The sequence below is a fragment of the Dolichospermum circinale AWQC131C genome (genome assembly GCF_000426905.1).
GTDB classification, from domain to species: domain Bacteria; phylum Cyanobacteriota; class Cyanobacteriia; order Cyanobacteriales; family Nostocaceae; genus Dolichospermum; species Dolichospermum circinale.
Genome location: NZ_KE384612.1, coordinates 1,863 through 19,138, shown reverse-complemented (window position 1 = coordinate 19,138; position 17,276 = coordinate 1,863). Strand labels below are relative to the sequence as shown.

Sequence of the window (17,276 nt, the reverse complement as noted above, 5' to 3'; positions counted from 1 at the left end):
ATGGAAATTAGATAAAATTATTAGAATCGCACTTTACTAAGTGATTTATCTATGGTAATTATACCATAGTCTGGAATAATTATCACGGTATTTCCATATCAGTCTGAAAACCTTGTTATCTTATGACTTTTAACGAAAATTCTAGGGTAAAACTGCCATCAATTCTACATTTACAGCGATTAAGTTATGAATACTTATCGCTAAAAAATGCGGTTTATAATTCAGAAAATAATATTTTTACAGATATTTTTAAACAAACCCAATTAAGAGATTGGTTACTTCCCATGCTAATGAACGGACAAATTACCATTAAATAACTGAAATTGCTAGTTATTTAGTTAAAGCTGATAATAGGTAATTAGTGATAAAATCCCTGTTTTCATCCTGTACATCCTGATTCTGACAGTTTACCTAACTAGTAACCTACGTTAAATATAAATTTTCAACCATACAACATTTAGATAGTTGAGATTGTGCCAGTAAAATTAAAGAATTAACGAAAATTTCGAGTTTACAAATTGGGCTTTTTACGTTAGCATTAAATGAGGCAATAAATAAATTCATTGTCAGGTCACAGATGCTATAATTGCATTATTCTGTGAAGAATTAAGAATTAAACCGCCGTTTTAATGGAGGATTTTATGCAAGTTAAAATTGAGTTACCTGATGAATTGGGAAAACAACTTTTGGAAATGCCTGATATGCAGCTATTAGTACAGAAAGCTGTGGAAAAAATGTTATTAGAAGAGCAAAGCAGACGAGCCACCCATGATTTATTAATTGAACAGAGAGAATTGTTACACCAAACTAGCAATGATGAAATTTTGCCAATTACGCGATCTCTAGTTGGTGTTTTGAAAGGTTATCATGTTGATGTAGCAGACTATAAAAAACATTTAGAGGAGAAGTATCTTTGAAAATTGTATTTGATACCAATATTGTTCTTGATATTTTGCTAGAGCGTGAGCCTTTCGTTAGCTTCTCTATTAATTTATTTAATGCTGTTGAGCAGCAAATTATTCAAGGTTATCTTTGTGCGACAACGATAACTACGATTGATTATTTGTTAACTAAATCAATAGGAAAGCAGTCAGCCAAGGTTTCTATTAATCAATTGCTTAATTTATTTGCGATTGCAGAGGTTAATGATCTGATATTGAAAGCAGCGATAAATTCAGATTTTTCTGATTTTGAGGATGCTGTTTTATATCATTCAGGCATTTATGCGGGTGTTGATGGTTTTGTAACTCGAAATAGCAAGGATTTTAAAACTGCTAGTTTGCTTATTTATAGTCCAACTGAATTACTAAGCATTATTCAAGAAATAAAGCATGACTGACAGTATTTTATTACAACTTTTAGACAATATCAAACATGACTAACTTACCAAAAGGATTAATCGTTTCCTGTCAAGCACCCATAAACTCACCATTACATGATCCTTATGTAATTTCTGCAATGGCACAAGCAGCAGTAAATAATGGGGCTGTAGGAGTGAGAATTGACACACCTATTCATATCCAAGCGGTGCGGAAAAAAGTCCAAGTTCCCATTATCGGACTTTGGAAACAAGTAATAACTGGTTCTGATGTATATATTACACCACAATTTCATCACGCTGTGGCCGTAGCGGCAGCAGGTGCGGATATCATAGCTATAGATGCTACTACTAGATATCGTCCCGGTGATGAAAAGTTAGCAAATATTATTAATTTGATTCATGATCAATTAAATAAGCCGGTTATGGCAGATGTAGATACATATCAAGCAGCACAATTAGCTGTTAATGCGGGTGCGGATATTGTCGGAACTACTCTTTTTGGTTACACTGGGAAAACTCAAGACTTTTCTCCTCCTGGTTGGGAATTACTGACTAAAATAGTAGAAAATCTTGACACTTTTGTGATTTGTGAGGGTGGTATTTCTTCACCACAAATGGCCAAAAAAGCCTTAGATTTAGGCGCTAATGCTGTTGTTGTGGGTGGAGCAATTACTGGCATTGATTTGTTAGTTAAAGCTTATAATTTGGCATTGGAAAATTAAAATCTTCTCATTTTTCTGTGGCAAAATAGTCATAATATAACATATTATTCAAATAGGCTCATAAAATGCTAGGAAACACCCTTGTGGGCAGATACCAAATTACCAATTACCTGGGAGGTGGGGGATTTGGCGAAACTTATGTTGCTAATGATACTCATTTACCCGGTTTACCGCAGTGTGTAGTTAAGAAACTTAAACCTCAGTCTAGTGATATTGCTACTTTGGAAATAGCCAGAAGGTTGTTTGACACAGAAGCCCAAGTTTTATATAAATTAGGGACTCATGACCGCATTCCGCAACTTTTAGCTTACTTTGAAGAAAATGCCGAATTTTATCTGGTGCAGGAACTTATTGTAGGTAATAACCTTAGTCAAGAATTAAGATCAGGTACAATTTTTACTGAAAATCAGGTAATTTCCCTAGTACAAGAAATTTTAGAAATTTTGGATTTTGTACATCAACAAAAAGTAATTCATCGTGATGTTAACCCTCGGAATATTCTGAGACGACAACAAGATGGTAAACTAATTTTAATTGATTTTGGTGCAGTTAAACAAATTACGACTAAATTAGTAAATTCCCTGGATACTACTAAATCTACTGTCGCTATTGGCACACCTGGTTATATCCCTGGAGAACAGGCACAAGGAACACCCAAATTTAGTAGTGATATCTATGCTTTGGGAATTATTGCTATTCAAGCTTTAACAGGATTATCCCCTGAACAATTAGAAAAAGATCCCGAAACTAATGAAATTATTTGGCAAAATTCCGCCACGGTATCCCCAGAATTTGCTCAATTTTTAAATCAAATGGTATGTTATGATTTTCGACAACGTTATGCCTCTGCGACAATAGCATTACAAGCTTTACAAAATTTGCATAAAAATACATCGGAAACAATAGTTTTTTCTCCCGCAACTTTACCAAATCAAGTTAAAAATTCCCCAGTTAAAAAAGGGATATTCTGGAAATTACCTTTGGGGATATTTGTGTTAGTTATTGGTGCTGTCGGTGGAATATTTATAATTAATCGCATTAATAATAAAAATGCTATAGAATTATATCATCAGGCGAATACTCTGCTGCAATTACAACGCTATCAAGAGGCTTTAACAATTTATGAAAAAGCCGGAGATATTAAACCTGATTATCCTCAAGCTTGGTATGGTCAAGGTCAAGCATTATTTCAATTAAAGAAATATGAACAAGCTTTAATGGTCTATGATCAAGCTATTCAACTTCAACCTGATTATTTAGAAGCTTGGAATAATCGCGGGTTGGTTTTAGTAAATCTCAAACGTTATGCGGAAGCACTTGCCACTTTTGATAAAGCTTTAGAACTCAAAAATGATGCTCCTCAAGTTTGGCAAGCTAAAGGGGATGTTTTTATAAAAATTAATAACTATAATAATGCAGTTAAGGCTTATGAACAAGCAATTAATTTACAACCTGATAATTCTGAATTATGGTACAAAAGAGGATTGGCATTACAAAATCTTAAACAGTATGAGGAAGCAATTACAGCTTATAAAAAAACCATAGAATTAAAACCAGATCATGAATTAGCTTGGTATAATTTAGGTAATTGTTCGGTGAATTTAAATCGTTATGAATTTGCTCTGCAAGCTTATGATCAGGTGCTACAATACAATCATGGTAACTTTCCCGCTTTGTTATCAAGAAGTAATATATTGATGACATTACGTAGATATCCAGAGGCTATTGATTCTTTTAACCAAGTGATTCAATCCAATCCTCGACGGTATCAAGCATGGTATAATCGGGGTTGGGCATTACATCAAGTTAAACGTTATCCAGAAGCCATAGAATCTTATAAAAAAGCTATTTCTTTAAAGGGAAATGATTATTTACTGTGGTATAATCTGGGAAATACACAATATAGTTTGCAAAAATATCCAGAAGCGATCGCATCCTATAATAAAGCTATCCGTTATAAACCCAATCATTATGAAAGTTGGTATAGTCGCGGTAATGCGCTATTAAATATGCAACAATATAAACAGGCGATCTCATCCTACGATAAAGCTATAGAATATAAACCAGATTACCAACAAGCTATAGAAGCCCGCATAAAAGCCCAGAATACCCCAACCCAAAATCTATGATCAGATTGTAAACCATTCTTTTTTCTTACCAAAATCCAGTAAAATATAAAATACCAATTATCCAATTAACTGAGAAAAATATCACATCCCTGCCAGTAGCCAAAATTATGGACGTATTAGAACTAAAACGCGAAATCGAAACATTGTCTAGCCGCCTGGGTAAAACCCAGGACTATCTTTGACGTACCCGCACTCCAAGCCAAAATTCACGATTTAGAACAAATTTCTGCCCAAACAGAATTTTGGGAAGACCAAACCCAAGCCCAAAACACCCTACAAGAACTCAATGATCTAAAATCCCATTTAGAGCAATATTACCGGTGGCATTCCCATTTAGACGATACTAGGGTAGTTGTTGAACTATTGGAACTAGAAACGGACACAGCGCTATTACAAGAAGCGGAGTCTACCATTAACAAACTCAATCATGATTTAGATCAATGGGAATTACAACAACTACTTTCTGGACCCTACGACGATAAAGGTGCAGTCTTAACAATTAACGCTGGTGCTGGTGGTACAGACGCGCAAGACTGGGCATTTATGTTAATGCGGATGTATACCCGTTGGGGAGAAGATCATGGTTATAAAGTTACTTTAGCAGAAGAATCAGAAGGTGACGAAGCGGGTATTAAATCTGCTACCCTAGAAATAACCGGACGCTACGCCTATGGTTATTTGCGTTCTGAAATGGGTACTCATCGCTTAGTACGAATTTCTCCCTTTAATGCTAACGGTAAACGACAAACCAGTTTTGCGGGAGTTGAAGTGATGCCACAAATAGATAATACCGTCAAATTAGACATTCCCGAAAAAGATTTAGAAATTACCACCACCCGTTCTGGTGGTAAAGGTGGACAAAACGTCAACAAAGTAGAAACCGCAGTCCGCATAGTTCACATTCCCACAGGGATAGCAGTCCGTTGTACAGAAGAACGGTCACAACTGCAAAATAAAGAAAAAGCCCTAGCTCGTCTTAAAGCTAAACTACTAATTATAGCCAAAGAACAACGCGCCCAAGAAATAGCGGAAATTCGCGGTGATATGGTAGAAGCCTCCTGGGGTAATCAAATCCGTAACTATGTATTTCATCCTTATCAGATGGTTAAAGACCTGCGTACAAACGTAGAAACAACAGCCATTACCGACATTATGAATGGTGAGATTGATATGTTTATCCAAGCCTATTTAAGACAAGAAAATCAGATAGTAGAAGCTTAGGGAAAGCAGGGGACACTTAGGTACACTATCAGAATCAGGATATCCATCGATTAAAGATAGCAATTCTCGGTGGGTTGTAAACGGATTTTTGGGAACGAACCACAGAGGACACAGAGGTAGAGAGAAAAAAAGAGGTATTTACGTTTTGTTGAGGATTGCTATATATGAGGATTGTATAATTTGGCTGTGTAATAGCTTAATTTAGGTTAATAAGCTGTACTGCCTTTAATTTGTATAATTATAGCGGGCAGGATGCCCGCACCACAACATCTAGCCATATTAGGATTGCATAATTTAGCCGTGTAATAGCTTAATTTAGGTTAATAGTCTGCACTCCTGAGTCCTATTTTCCCGCAACCTGTTAAAGTAATAAAGGAAATTTTTGGAGAAGTTAACTATGGACAAGTCCCCTAATACAGAACCCCAACCCAGCTATGTTAAACTAGCCATGCGGAACATGGTCAGAAAAGGCGGTACTTCCTTGAAACACTTTGCGTTAACTGCTGTAGGACTATTATCTGTCCTCGTTGGTTTAGCGTATCTGACCCGCTAAGGGGGAAAAATTGTGCCTTTACCAGTGGAATTATATTTAGAGAATTGTGTTGACGACTTTTCCCTAATTCCTCCCGAAACTTGGGAAAATTGGTTTCAGGAGTGGTTAGAAATTCTTAATGATTATTTACCAACTGCACCTAGTTATGAGGTTAGTTTGCGGTTGACAACTGATACGGAAATTCAAACCCTCAATTCCCAATACCGTGAACAGGATAAACCTACTGATGTTTTAGCTTTTGCATCTCTAGAAGCAAATTTACCACAAAGCGAGGAAATGCTCATATCTATGCCCTTGTATTTAGGTGATATTATTGTTTCTGTAGATACAGCACAGCGACAAGCACAACAGCAGGAACATAGCTTATCTACAGAATTAGCTTGGTTAACGGTTCATGGTTTATTGCATTTGTTAGGATGGGATCATCCTGATGAAAAAAGTTTGATGGAAATGTTACAGCAACAAGTTATCTTACTTGAGAAGATAGGTATGATTATTAACTTAGAGGTGTAGTATATGTATATTTAAAATTGGGAATCTTAGTGATTACTTCATAGTGTCGCTATTTAAAATGGCCTACAATTGCTTCAAAGTTGATCCGGCTATGGAAATCGGTAGATTCTCACTCTGTCACATATCATATTTTTTTATCTATGCCTTCAAAACTTTCGTCATCACCAACAAGTAAAAGCTTACCACCGCTTGTGTCTAAAGAGAGGGAACTTTCCTGGCAAATTGCCTCTAATTTATTTGTTAGTTTTAAGTATGCTTGGGCTGGAATTATCTATGGTTTTCAGACTCAACGTAATTTTCGCATTCATTTAGCCGTCTGCGCTTTGGCTATTAGTTTGAGTGTATTCTTACGTCTAGAAGCAGTGGAAATAGCTATAATTGCTGTTACCAGTGGGTTAGTTTTGACTTTAGAGTTAATGAATACTGCCATTGAGTCTATTGTAGACTTAACGGTGAAACAATCCTACCATGAATTGGCAAAAATTGCTAAAGACTGTGCGGCTGGGGCTGTACTTGTTTCCGCTTTAGTAGCAGTGTTAGTCGCAAGTACACTATTATTGCCTCCTTTAGCAACTTTAATCCTATCCAATTTCTAGATAGTGAATTGTGAAAAATAGAGACGTTTCTAGGAAACGTCTCGAATATTTTAAGATGAAATTAGGCAAAAATCGTGATATTAGTCATTGATAATTACGACAGCTTTACGTATAATTTAGTTCAGTATTTGGGAGAACTAGCAGCAGATTTCCCTGTAGCTAATGATATCCAAATCGTACGAAATGATAAGATGACTGTAGAGGAAATTAGAACCTTAAACCCAGACGCAATAGTCATTTCCCCTGGTCCTGGTCGTCCAGAAGATGCGGGAATTTCCTTAGATGCGATCGCTCAATTTGGCGAAAAATTACCGATTTTAGGGGTGTGTTTAGGACATCAAAGTATTGGTCAGGTATTCGGTGGTAAAATAGTTTCTGCACCAGAATTAATGCACGGAAAAACCTCCCAGGTATCACACAAGGGGATAGGAATTTTTCAAGGTTTAGAAAATCCCTTGACCGCTACCAGGTATCATAGTTTGGTAATTGAGCGGGAAACTTGTCCAGAAGTATTGGAAATTACTGCTTGGGTAGAAGATGGTACAATTATGGGTGTTAGACACCGGAACTATCCACACATTCAAGGAGTCCAATTTCATCCAGAAAGTGTTTTAACTTCTTTGGGTAAGGAATTACTCAGAAATTTTCTGCGAACCTTGTAAAGCGAAAAACAGATGAAAAGACGAGAGTTGATAGGCTATACTGGGGCAGGTCTAATGACGGCTGTAATTACTAATTTAGGTTTGCCTGTTTCAGTAAATGCCCAGTCTAGCGGTGTATCAATTCAGTGGTTGGGTCATACTTGCTTTTTATTCACCACTGGAAATGTCAAAATTCTGATTAATCCCTTTCGCACCTTGGGTTGTACAGCTAAGTATCGTCCCCCAAAAGTTGCGGCAGATTTGGTATTAATTAGTAGTCAATTATTAGATGAAGGTTATGTAGCAGGACTACCGGTAAATCCCAAATTAGTTTATCAACCGGGGGTTTACGAATTTAGGGGTGTTAATTTTCAGGGAATTACCACAGATCATGATCGTCACAATGGAAAACGATTCGGGAAAAATCTGGCTTGGAAATTCACCATAGCAGGACTTAATTTACTGCATTTAGGGGGTTCTGCTGCACCCCTGACCCTAGAACAAAAAATCCTCATGGGTCGTCCTGATGTATTATTTATTCCTGTAGGTGGTAGTGCTAAAGCTTACAATGCTCAAGAAGCAAAAGCAGCCATTACCGTCTTAAATCCTAAGTTGGTTATTCCCACCCATTACCGCACTCAAGCTGCTGATACAAACCAGTGTGACATTACCCCAGTAGATGATTTTCTGACTTTGATGCAGGGTGTTAATATCCGCCGAGGTAATAGTGACTCTATAGTAATTAATGCCAAGAGTTTACCAAAAAATACGGAAATCCAGGTTTTGAGTTATAAATTTTGACACCACGGATTTTTATACTCGACTTTTTGAAGGAGTTGGGGATGTTTTAAAGAAAATAGTTTTCATTTATAGGGGATATAATAACATATTTAAAATTCTTTGTCAATATCTTCTCAAGCAAAAAAGCGATCGCTTTCCATAATATTCTAGAAAGTGATCGCTGATTCTGAATTTAGAAAGTCCTAGTCATACTGACAATATGTCTTGACCAATAACTACTGACTAAATCAACCTGTATACCATTCTGGTGTCAGCTTATCTACATCAGCAACAGGAGTTTCAGTAGCTAAAGTTCCATCTATAGTCCAGATTTTATCAGCGGATGTTTGTTGATCACGCCAGTAAATATCAGTCTTACCATCACCATTAAAATCACCTAGAGATGCTGTCAAACCAGGGGTATTGCTAGGTAAGAAAGCTTCAGAACTGATGCTTGTACCATCCATCAACCAAGCAGTATTTGCACCAGTAGAGGCATTATGCCAGAAGATATCGGTTTTGCCATCACCATTGAAATCACCAATTTTTGCAGTCCAATCTGTACTCAAGGTGCTGACAGTACCTTCAGTTACAAAAACGCCATTCATCGTCCAAATCTTATTTTCCCCTGTTTGGGAGTTGCGCCACAAAATATCAGTTTTGAAGTCACCATTAAAATCACCAAGGGTAGAAGTCCAGGAAGCATCTTGAGCCTGGAGATCATACTTGGTAGTTTGGCTACCATCCATAAACCAAACACTATTTTCACCAGTGGTGGTATTACGCCAGAATATGTCACTCTTACCATTACCATCAAAATCAACAATGGTTGCAGTCAATCCTGGACCTGTAGTTTCTAGGACATTAGCACTAATTACTGTTGTACCATTCATTTGCCAAATAGCATTTTCACCAGTAGTTGCATTATTCCAGAAAATATCAGTTTTGCGATCGCCATTGAAATCGCCAATATTAGCAGTCCAACCTGGATCAACTCGATCTAAAGTTAAGTAATTAGCGACTCTTGTACCATCCATTTGCACAATTGTATTTTCACCAGTTGTCTTATTGCGTAACAAGAAATCGGTCTTATTATCACCATTAAAATCAGCAAGTTTGTAGTCATAAGCTGTTAAGTCATATTTACCCAAAGAACCCTGTTCTAAAACTTGTGTTCCATTCATTAAGCGAACTAAAATTTCACCAGTTTGGACGTTAACCCAAAGTTTATCTGTTTTACCGTCAGCATTAAAATCAGGAACAATGGCTGCACTGGTTAAATAAGGATTAGGATTGGGGTTAGGACTTCCTAATGGTAATTGTGGATTTGCTGGTAATAATGATGGATCTAATGGTGATTGAGGTGCAGAACTAGGAGGAAGCAAACTATCAAGAGGGTTTGTCAAAGCATCTGATTTTTGCAGGGATTCTTTTGCCCAACGGCTTGTATTTAAAGATAATTGTTCAGGCATGATGTGTTTTTATGAGTAATTAATATCCATTTTTAATTTGCTTTTGATAAAGATTCTGTAAACAGTAAACATCTGGTTAATTATTTTTATTAAATGTCAGTATTTATAGACATTTACATCATGTTTATAAATAGGAAATTTTCCAAATCAAAAGTAATATCTAAACAATCAAAAAATATTTTATATTTTATTTATTAAAGTCATGATTTAAAAATAAAATCCTGTTTTCTTGACATCGAGATCCCGAATCATATATGTATTGCTTTTATTGCTTTTATTCCTTTGCGTCTTGGTAAGCATAAAACTCCACCTCTGTGTCCTCTGTGGTTCATCCAAAAAAAAGATTGGTGAACACAAATCAAGAGAAAATTAGCTATTATAAGTAGAATTAGCAATTTTCTCGACAACATTCTCAGTAGTCTTTAATTGTTAAAGCTAAAAACAACACTATTAATAAATCAGCTATGCAAACAGAATATCAGCAACGTCGTCAGGATTTAATGGCGAAAATAGGCAGTAGTACAGCGATTTTCACAAGTGCGCCCACAGCGGTCATGCACAACGATGTTGAGTATATTTATCGTCAAGATAGTGATTTCTTTTACTTAACTGGGTTCAATGAAGCGCAAGCAGTAGCGGTATTAGCACCTCATCATCCAGAGCATCGCTTTATATTATTTGTGCAACCGAAAGATCCAGACAAGGAAGTTTGGACTGGTTATCGTTGTGGAGTAGAGGGAGCAAAAGAATTTTATGGTGCAGATATAGCTTACCCCATTGCAGAGTTAGATGAGAAGTTACCGCAATATTTAGAAAAAGCAGACCGCATTTATTATCATTTGGGACGCGATCGCAATTTTAATGATAAAATCATCCAACATTACCAAAGTTTACTACGAACTTACCCTAAACGAGGTACAGGACCAATTGCGATCGCAGATCCTAGTATTCTCCTGCACAATATGAGACTTTATAAAAGCACAACAGAATTAGACCTAATGCGTCAAGCTGTAGAAATTGCGGTAGAAGCTCATAATTATGCTTTACAAAGCAGTAAACCGGGACGTTATGAATATGAAATTCAAGCCGAAATAGAACATCTTTTCCGTTTACGGGGAGGAATGGGACCTGCTTATCCTTCCATTGTTGCTGCTGGTAAGAATGCTTGCGTACTACATTACATTGAAAATAACAGTCAACTGCAAGAACAGGACTTGCTATTGATTGATGCTGGTTGCGCTTATGGTTATTACAATTCAGATATTACCCGCACATTTCCCGTTAGTGGTAAATTCACACCAGAACAAAAAGCATTGTATGAAGTTGTATTAGCAGCACAAAAACAAGCGATAGCAGAAGTAAAGCCAGGTAATTCTTTCTATGCACCTCATAATGCAGCGGTGCGGATATTAACAGAGGGATTAGTGGAACTGGGTTTACTCAAAGGGGAAATTGATAAATTAATAGAGGAGGAAAAATATAAACCATTTTATATGCACCGTACCAGTCATTGGTTAGGTTTAGATGTGCATGATGTGGGAATTTATCAACATGGAGAAAACCCGCAAATTTTACAACCTGGCCAAGTGCTGACAATAGAACCGGGACTGTATATAGTCCCTGACACTAAACCAGCAGAAGACCAACCGGAAATTGACCCGCGTTGGCTAGGAATTGGGATTAGAATTGAAGATGATGTATTAGTTACTTCTGAGGGAAATGAGGTATTAACTGCGGGAGTTCCCAAGGAAATTAAGGATTTAGAAAAATAAACAATAATTTGTAATTTTTTTGGACTAAATAATTGCATGAAAACTCAGTAAGATAGTAGTATTCAGGAGGAGGTTGCTAGGTTTTTTGTGGTTTAAGATACAAGAAACTGATAAGTAACCCCTTTTCTGTCAAGGGGGGGAAGGTGATAATGTATTTTAGTTAATTTCACAGGAGGAGATGATAGATCATTGGTAAACTCGGAAAATAGCACATTAATGTCTTATTGGACTCTTAGGGTATGGGGTATTCTGTTGTTTATCAATCGTCAATAATTACCGTGATAGAAAAGTACCCTAAAAAAGTGCGAAACAGATGATCACAGAAGTTTCAGGCTTGATGAAAAAGGTGATAATTAATATGAGTACCAATCTAGCCATTGTCAACTGGAAACACCATAAGCAACATACAGATTTAATACTTGATGATAGTAAACCATTGAGATCAAATCGTCACCGAATTGCTATGAATGTCCTCATGGGTTCTTTACAGCAACTTTGGTCTAACCGCAATGATTATTCTACCGAGGGTAATATGTTCATTTATTACAGCAGTAGCCAGGTCAAGAATCGTCATTTTCGCGGTTCTGACTTTTTTGCTGTTCTCAATGTTGATAGTAGTAATATTCAAGAAAGTTGGGCGGTTTGGGAAGAAAATGGTCGCTATGTTGATATGATTGTAGAATTAATATCACCAGCGACGGCAGAGGTAAATATAGGTATTAAAAAGTACCTTAATGATCGGGTTTTTTGCACCTCAGACTACTTTGTTTACAACCCCTTTGACTCTAGTTCTTTACAGGGATTACACTTAGATCATCACCAAGAATATCGCTCTTTAACACCTAATGAAAATGATTGGCTGTGGTGTAGACATTTGGGTTTGTGGATAGGAACGTGGGAAGGAACTATACAGAGGGAAACTGCGACTTGGTTACGCTTTTATGATATTACTGGCAACTTAGTTTTGTTACCAGAGGAGGCGGAGAAAGCACAAGTAGAAAAAGTAAGAGTAGAAGCGGAGAAGTTTAAAATCCAAGCGGAAAATGCTAAGGACAAAGCGGCGAAATTAGCTGCGAGATTAAGAGAATTGGGTGAAAATCCAGATATATTGTGATGTTGTTCTATCAGTTACAGCAGGTTTCATATCTTGATAGCACACCCTGAATTAATCCACTGCTGTGCTAATTTGTATCGCTTTTGATATTGATTCAGATTATCATAGGAGTTTAGGGCTTGGTGAAAAAGGTAATAATTACATGACTACCGACAACAATCTAGCCGTTGTGGACTGGGAAGCCCATAACCCACCAACAGATTTAATATTTGATGATGGTGAAGTCTTGGAATCAAATCGTCACCGTATTGCTATGAATGTCCTCATTCGTTCGTTGCAGCAGCTTTGGTCTGACCGCAATGATTATTTTACTGGGGGCAATATGTTTATATACTACAGCAGTAGCCAAATTCGCAATCGTGATTTTCGCGGTCCAGATTTCTTTGTGGTTCTGAATGTTGATGGTAGAAATCCTCGACAAGGTTGGGTAGTTTGGGAAGAAAATGGTCGCTATCCTGATGTAATTGTGGAGTTAATGTCACGGTCTACAGCAGTAATAGATAAGGGAATTAAAAAAGACTTGTACGAACAGACTTTCCATACTTCAGATTACTTTGTCTATGACCCATTTGATGCCAATTCTTTAGAAGGATGGCATTTAGATCATGAACAACAGTATCAACCCTTGACACCAAATGAAAATGGTTGGCTATGGTGTAGACGTTTAGGTTTATGGTTGGGAACTTGGGAAGGAACTATAGACAGGGAAACTGCAATTTGGGCGCGGTTTTATGATGTTGCTGGTAATCTCGTTTTGTTACCAGAGGAGGCTGCTCAATTACAAGCCCAAGCTGCTCAATTACAAGCCCAAGCCGCTCAATTACGAGAGCAGGAAGCTGAAGCAAAAGCGGCTAGGTTAGCTGCTAGATTACGAGATTTGGGCGAAAATCCAGATATTTTGTAATCTCTTTTGTCTGGGTTAAATGTAGCTTCTGTCTACATTTAACTCCTCTGATAACTAACTAGAAGCACTAGTATAAAAACGGAGAGCAAATCGCCAAAACTGAGTAGAAATGAAAAATAATACAAAAGCTAATAATCCTGCACCTAGCAACGAGGTAAATTCAATTTCTCCTAACATGGATTGGGCGGGAATAGTAGTTAAAAAAGATACTGGTAATACAAAGGTAAAGAAAAAGCGATAAACCGCAGGATAGCCAGTAATTGGATATCTTCCCGCTTCTAAGAAGCCTTTTAATACTTCTGTAATATTGTATATTTTAACAAACCAAATGCTGGTTGCTCCTAGTATAAACCACAAACTGTAAAGAATAACTAAACCGCAAAATAATGGCCAGAGGGTCAATAGATATCTGTCAATGCCTAAGCCAAGTTTAGTACCAGCGTAGCCAATTATCAGTAACCCAAAGATTAAATCTGGTATTCCCCAGAGGGAAAAGGTGTGACAAGATAACCAAAACTGACTGCGAACAGGTTTTAATAATACAAAGTCTAAAGTCCCTTCCTGGACATGGCGCACAATGTAATTTAAATTGGGAGAGAGAAAGGTAGCACTAAAGCCTTGTAATAAGGTGAAAACTCCTAAAACTACTAAAGCTGCTTCCCATGACCAACCTGTAAAAGTGTAACCTGTGCGGTAAAATAGGAACAAACCAAAGATACTACCGACTAAATTACCTAAACTACTAAGAGCAGCAATGATAAAATTAATACGATATTCCATTTCCGCAGCGATCGCCGCAGTCCAAAATAATCTCAGCACTTTTAAATATCTTTGCATTTTTCGCCTTGACCCCAATATCCGTTAAATATGTAAATATAAATTAAACATAAAATAAATTTATCTAAATTTAATATTACTTTTTATTTCTATAAATTTATAACCGTTAAAATGTTGAGTAAAATGTCTTAAACAAGTGGGATTTTATGCACTTTGATTTACCAGAATTAGTTAAATCACTTGGTTACTTTGGAGTATGGGGAATTATTTTTGCTGAATCTGGTTTATTGATTGGTTTTTTTCTGCCTGGTGATAGTTTATTATTTACAGCAGGATTTGTCGCCTCTCAAAACTTGTTGAATATTTGGGTACTGATTTTCGGTGCGTTTGTTTGTGCTGTATTGGGTGATAATGTCGGGTATTTTACTGGACATAAATTTGGCAGAAAATTATTTGATCAAGAAGATTCTTGGTTATTCCATAAAAAGCACGTTGTCAAAACCCAAGATTTTTACGAAAAGCATGGTAAGAAAACGATTGTTTTAGCAAGATTTGTGCCAATTATCAGGACTTTTGCCCCAATTGTCGCAGGAATTGGAGCTATGCACTATCGGTCTTTTATGTCTTACAATTTATTCGGTGGTTTTGTATGGACTTTTGGTATTACCTTATTAGGTTTCTTCTTAGGAAAATCTTTACCAGCGGAACAATTAGATAAATATCTGTTACCAATAATTGGCTTAATTGTGGTTGTTTCTTTATTACCTTCAATTATTCATATAATTAAGGAAAATAGAGCTAATAAACCTTAAAAATTCACAATTCACAATTCAAAATCTATTGAGATACTCCAATTTTTATTCAATGATGTCAATTGATTATTTTTGATTGCCAAAGATCACCAAAAACTGGTAATGTAACTAAGGCAAATATTATGGATGTTATAAGTTGAAAACTCGTTCTCATTATTGGCAACTTCTACCCTATATCCGCACCCAATGGCCAACTATTATTAAGGGTTTTGTGGGCATTTTAGGCTATGTACTGGCAACATTAACCCTAATTAATGTCGCAGGGAAGTTGGCAGTTCCCTTTGGCAATGGTAATGTATTAGCGATCGCTCAATTAGCCGCAATCAGCACTGCTATTTTTCTGGTCAGAGGCTTTTTTCAGTCCGTGCAAGACTTATACATGGCCAGGGCTGCTTTAAGAGTAGCTTTTGATCTCCGACAACAGGTTTATACCCATTTACAAAAACTCAATCTCAGCTTTTTTGAAACTGCTAAAGCTGGAGATTTATCTTATCGTCTCACGGAGGATATTGACCGGGTTGGAGAAGTGATTAATAAGCTTTTCCATGATTTTACTCCCTGTGCTTTACAGTTAATTGCTATTCCCATTTACATGATTTATTTAAACTGGCAACTGACTTTAGCAACGGTAATTGTTGCCCCAATCATGGGAATTTTAATTGGTTGGTTTGGGGAACGTTTACGGAAATATTCTCTCAAAAGTCAAAGTCGTATCTCTGATTTATCTGCTATTTTAACGGAAGTTTTTAGCGGAATTCGCTTAATTCAAGCTTTCGCAGCGGAAAAATACGAAATTGATAGGTTTAGTTTTGAAGCAGAACGCAGTTTTAAAGCTAAATATTCCGTAGAAAGATTAAAAGCTATTCAAATTCCTATTGTCGGGTTTTTAGAAGCTGTCAGTGCCTTATCTTTATTAATGGTAGGAACTTGGCAAATATCTCAACGTAATTTAACCGTCGGTGAATTTTTTAGTTATTTAACAGCAGCAGCTTTGTTAATTGACCCCATTGGACATACTACTAATAATTATAATGAATTTAAACAAGGTGAGGCATCAGTTGATAGAATTTTTGAGTTATTAGCAATTCAACCAACGGTATTAGAAAAACCTGATGCTATTAATTTACCTGCTGTTAATGGTAAAGTCGAATATTGCAATATTACTTTTGCCTATCAATCGGGAGAAACGGTTTTAAAAAAAATTAGCCTATTAATAATGCCCGGTCAGGCTGTTGCTTTAGTTGGTGCTTCTGGTGCTGGTAAAACTACTTTTGTGAACCTGTTACCTCGATTTTATGATGCGGAATTTGGAGAGATTTTTATAGATGATATCAATATCCGAAATGTGACTTTAAATAGTTTAAGAAAACAAATTGGCATCGTTCCCCAAGAAACAATTATGTTTTCAGGAACTATTGCCCAAAATATCGCCTTTGGACAGAATGATTTTGATATTCAAGCTGTTGAAAAAGCCGCAAAAATCGCCAATGCTCATCAATTTATTCAGCAATTACCGGCAGGTTATCATACTTGGGTGGGAGAGCGAGGTGTGAATTTATCAGGGGGACAAAGACAAAGAATAGCTATTGCTCGCGCAGTCCTGCTTAACCCGCAGATTTTGATACTTGACGAAGCTACGTCTGCCTTAGATTCCGAGTCAGAAGCTTTGGTACAAGAAGCTTTAGAGAGATTGATGAAAAACCGCACTGTATTAATTATTGCCCATAGATTGTCAACCGTCAGAAAATGCGATCGCATTTTAGTTTTAGAAAAAGGACAAATTGTCGAATCAGGAAATCATCAGCAATTGTTAGAATTAGCAGGGAAATATGCGCGGTATTATGCTCAACAGTTTTCCTAAAGTTACTCACTGCATGAAATGATAAGTATACATTATACATTATCAATAATACTTTTAATATTCAAATCTAGCTGCAATTCTATGTAAC

General features: G+C 36.6%; 18 protein-coding genes. 16 read left to right on the top strand and 2 right to left on the bottom strand.

All coding sequences use genetic code 11. The features are described from left to right. Positions 1 to 122: 122 nt before the first annotated feature. The 11 genes from ACIR131C_RS0111090 (at position 123) to ACIR131C_RS0111040 (ending at position 8,497) form a co-directional block, all read left to right on the top strand. The gene (locus ACIR131C_RS0111090) at positions 123 to 317 is read left to right on the top strand and encodes a hypothetical protein (protein ID WP_028090248.1); all 195 of its coding nucleotides are present in this window, start codon (positions 123 to 125) and stop codon (positions 315 to 317) included. Positions 318 to 641: 324 nt separating this feature from the next. Then, positions 642 to 917, top strand: a complete 276-nt coding sequence (locus tag ACIR131C_RS0111085) for a hypothetical protein (protein ID WP_028090247.1) — start codon at positions 642 to 644, stop codon at positions 915 to 917. Continuing rightward, positions 914 to 1,339, top strand: coding sequence for a PIN domain-containing protein (locus ACIR131C_RS0111080; RefSeq protein WP_028090246.1), 426 nt, complete (start codon positions 914 to 916; stop codon positions 1,337 to 1,339). Before ACIR131C_RS0111085 ends, ACIR131C_RS0111080 begins: the two co-directional genes overlap by 4 nt. Positions 1,340 to 1,374: 35 nt before the next feature. Continuing rightward, positions 1,375 to 2,043 carry an N-acetylmannosamine-6-phosphate 2-epimerase gene (locus ACIR131C_RS0111075; RefSeq protein ID WP_035371870.1) on the top strand — a complete coding sequence of 223 codons (669 nt, stop codon included), beginning with the start codon at positions 1,375 to 1,377 and terminating at the stop codon, positions 2,041 to 2,043. Positions 2,044 to 2,108: 65 nt separating this feature from the next. Continuing rightward, complete coding sequence (locus ACIR131C_RS22525) at positions 2,109 to 4,172, top strand: serine/threonine-protein kinase (protein ID WP_035371868.1); 2,064 nt, start codon at positions 2,109 to 2,111, stop codon at positions 4,170 to 4,172. A gap of 107 nt (positions 4,173 to 4,279) precedes the next feature. Next, positions 4,280 to 5,393, top strand: a protein-coding gene (gene prfB, locus ACIR131C_RS0111065; protein WP_155963084.1) for a peptide chain release factor 2 whose coding sequence is annotated in 2 segments (ribosomal slippage) — positions 4,280 to 4,351 and positions 4,353 to 5,393 — 1,113 coding nt in all. Because the reading frame shifts where the segments join, the coding sequence is not laid out codon by codon here. A gap of 397 nt (positions 5,394 to 5,790) precedes the next feature. Beyond that, positions 5,791 to 5,946, top strand: a complete 156-nt coding sequence (locus ACIR131C_RS24530; RefSeq protein WP_071604953.1) for a DUF3285 domain-containing protein — start codon at positions 5,791 to 5,793, stop codon at positions 5,944 to 5,946. 12 nt (positions 5,947 to 5,958) lie between these two features. Beyond that, positions 5,959 to 6,459 carry an rRNA maturation RNase YbeY gene (ybeY, locus tag ACIR131C_RS0111055; RefSeq protein ID WP_028090243.1) on the top strand — a complete coding sequence of 167 codons (501 nt, stop codon included), beginning with the start codon at positions 5,959 to 5,961 and terminating at the stop codon, positions 6,457 to 6,459. Positions 6,460 to 6,599: 140 nt separating this feature from the next. After that, positions 6,600 to 7,055: a diacylglycerol kinase family protein gene (locus tag ACIR131C_RS0111050; RefSeq protein WP_028090242.1), complete on the top strand. Its 456-nt coding sequence runs from the start codon at positions 6,600 to 6,602 to the stop codon at positions 7,053 to 7,055. 74 nt (positions 7,056 to 7,129) lie between these two features. After that, positions 7,130 to 7,717: an anthranilate synthase component II gene (locus ACIR131C_RS0111045; RefSeq protein WP_028090241.1), complete on the top strand. Its 588-nt coding sequence runs from the start codon at positions 7,130 to 7,132 to the stop codon at positions 7,715 to 7,717. Positions 7,718 to 7,729: 12 nt separating this feature from the next. Continuing rightward, complete coding sequence (locus ACIR131C_RS0111040) at positions 7,730 to 8,497, top strand: MBL fold metallo-hydrolase (protein WP_028090240.1); 768 nt, start codon at positions 7,730 to 7,732, stop codon at positions 8,495 to 8,497. 227 nt (positions 8,498 to 8,724) lie between these two features. Here ACIR131C_RS0111040 and ACIR131C_RS0111035 read toward each other — a convergent pair whose 3' ends face one another. Beyond that, positions 8,725 to 9,948 (bottom strand): FG-GAP repeat domain-containing protein, encoded by a 1,224-nt coding sequence (locus ACIR131C_RS0111035; protein ID WP_028090239.1) that lies wholly within the window; start codon positions 9,946 to 9,948, stop codon positions 8,725 to 8,727. 464 nt (positions 9,949 to 10,412) lie between these two features. Between ACIR131C_RS0111035 and ACIR131C_RS0111030 the strand changes: the two genes are divergently transcribed. The 3 genes from ACIR131C_RS0111030 to ACIR131C_RS0111020 all read left to right on the top strand — a co-directional run bounded on the left by ACIR131C_RS0111030 (position 10,413) and on the right by ACIR131C_RS0111020 (position 13,738). Continuing rightward, a complete protein-coding gene (locus ACIR131C_RS0111030) occupies positions 10,413 to 11,720 on the top strand; it encodes an aminopeptidase P N-terminal domain-containing protein (RefSeq protein WP_028090238.1) in 1,308 nt (435 codons plus the stop codon). A 358-nt stretch (positions 11,721 to 12,078) separates the two neighbouring features. Then, entirely contained in the window at positions 12,079 to 12,834 is a 756-nt protein-coding gene (locus ACIR131C_RS0111025) for a Uma2 family endonuclease (RefSeq protein WP_231387487.1), read from the top strand. Between the two features lie 142 nt (positions 12,835 to 12,976). Then, a complete protein-coding gene (locus tag ACIR131C_RS0111020) occupies positions 12,977 to 13,738 on the top strand; it encodes a Uma2 family endonuclease (RefSeq protein WP_028090237.1) in 762 nt (253 codons plus the stop codon). 54 nt (positions 13,739 to 13,792) lie between these two features. Here ACIR131C_RS0111020 and ACIR131C_RS0111015 read toward each other — a convergent pair whose 3' ends face one another. Beyond that, positions 13,793 to 14,575, bottom strand: a complete 783-nt coding sequence (locus ACIR131C_RS0111015; protein WP_028090236.1) for an ABC transporter permease — start codon at positions 14,573 to 14,575, stop codon at positions 13,793 to 13,795. A gap of 146 nt (positions 14,576 to 14,721) precedes the next feature. Between ACIR131C_RS0111015 and ACIR131C_RS0111010 the strand changes: the two genes are divergently transcribed. Continuing rightward, entirely contained in the window at positions 14,722 to 15,327 is a 606-nt protein-coding gene (locus ACIR131C_RS0111010; RefSeq protein ID WP_028090235.1) for a DedA family protein, read from the top strand. 136 nt (positions 15,328 to 15,463) lie between these two features. Next, on the top strand, positions 15,464 to 17,188 hold the full coding sequence (locus tag ACIR131C_RS0111005; RefSeq protein ID WP_028090234.1) for an ABC transporter ATP-binding protein: 1,725 nt from the start codon (positions 15,464 to 15,466) through the stop codon (positions 17,186 to 17,188). The last annotated feature ends 88 nt before the right edge of the window (positions 17,189 to 17,276 follow it).

Bases quoted from the DNA above. Each gene is read 5' to 3' on its own strand.
- ACIR131C_RS0111035 (WP_028090239.1), bottom strand. From the start codon at position 9,948: ATGCCTGAACAATTATCTTTAAATACAAGCCGTTGGGCAAAAGAATCC.
- ACIR131C_RS0111020 (WP_028090237.1), top strand. From the start codon at position 12,977: ATGACTACCGACAACAATCTAGCCGTTGTGGACTGGGAAGCCCATAAC.
- ACIR131C_RS24530 (WP_071604953.1), top strand. From the start codon at position 5,791: ATGGACAAGTCCCCTAATACAGAACCCCAACCCAGCTATGTTAAACTA.
- ACIR131C_RS0111050 (WP_028090242.1), top strand. From the start codon at position 6,600: ATGCCTTCAAAACTTTCGTCATCACCAACAAGTAAAAGCTTACCACCG.
- ACIR131C_RS0111075 (WP_035371870.1), top strand. From the start codon at position 1,375: ATGACTAACTTACCAAAAGGATTAATCGTTTCCTGTCAAGCACCCATA.
- ACIR131C_RS0111090 (WP_028090248.1), top strand. From the start codon at position 123: ATGACTTTTAACGAAAATTCTAGGGTAAAACTGCCATCAATTCTACAT.
- ACIR131C_RS0111025 (WP_231387487.1), top strand. From the start codon at position 12,079: ATGAGTACCAATCTAGCCATTGTCAACTGGAAACACCATAAGCAACAT.
- ACIR131C_RS22525 (WP_035371868.1), top strand. From the start codon at position 2,109: ATGCTAGGAAACACCCTTGTGGGCAGATACCAAATTACCAATTACCTG.
- ACIR131C_RS0111015 (WP_028090236.1), bottom strand. From the start codon at position 14,575: ATGCAAAGATATTTAAAAGTGCTGAGATTATTTTGGACTGCGGCGATC.
- ACIR131C_RS0111010 (WP_028090235.1), top strand. From the start codon at position 14,722: ATGCACTTTGATTTACCAGAATTAGTTAAATCACTTGGTTACTTTGGA.
- ACIR131C_RS0111085 (WP_028090247.1), top strand. From the start codon at position 642: ATGCAAGTTAAAATTGAGTTACCTGATGAATTGGGAAAACAACTTTTG.
- ACIR131C_RS0111030 (WP_028090238.1), top strand. From the start codon at position 10,413: ATGCAAACAGAATATCAGCAACGTCGTCAGGATTTAATGGCGAAAATA.
- ACIR131C_RS0111040 (WP_028090240.1), top strand. From the start codon at position 7,730: ATGAAAAGACGAGAGTTGATAGGCTATACTGGGGCAGGTCTAATGACG.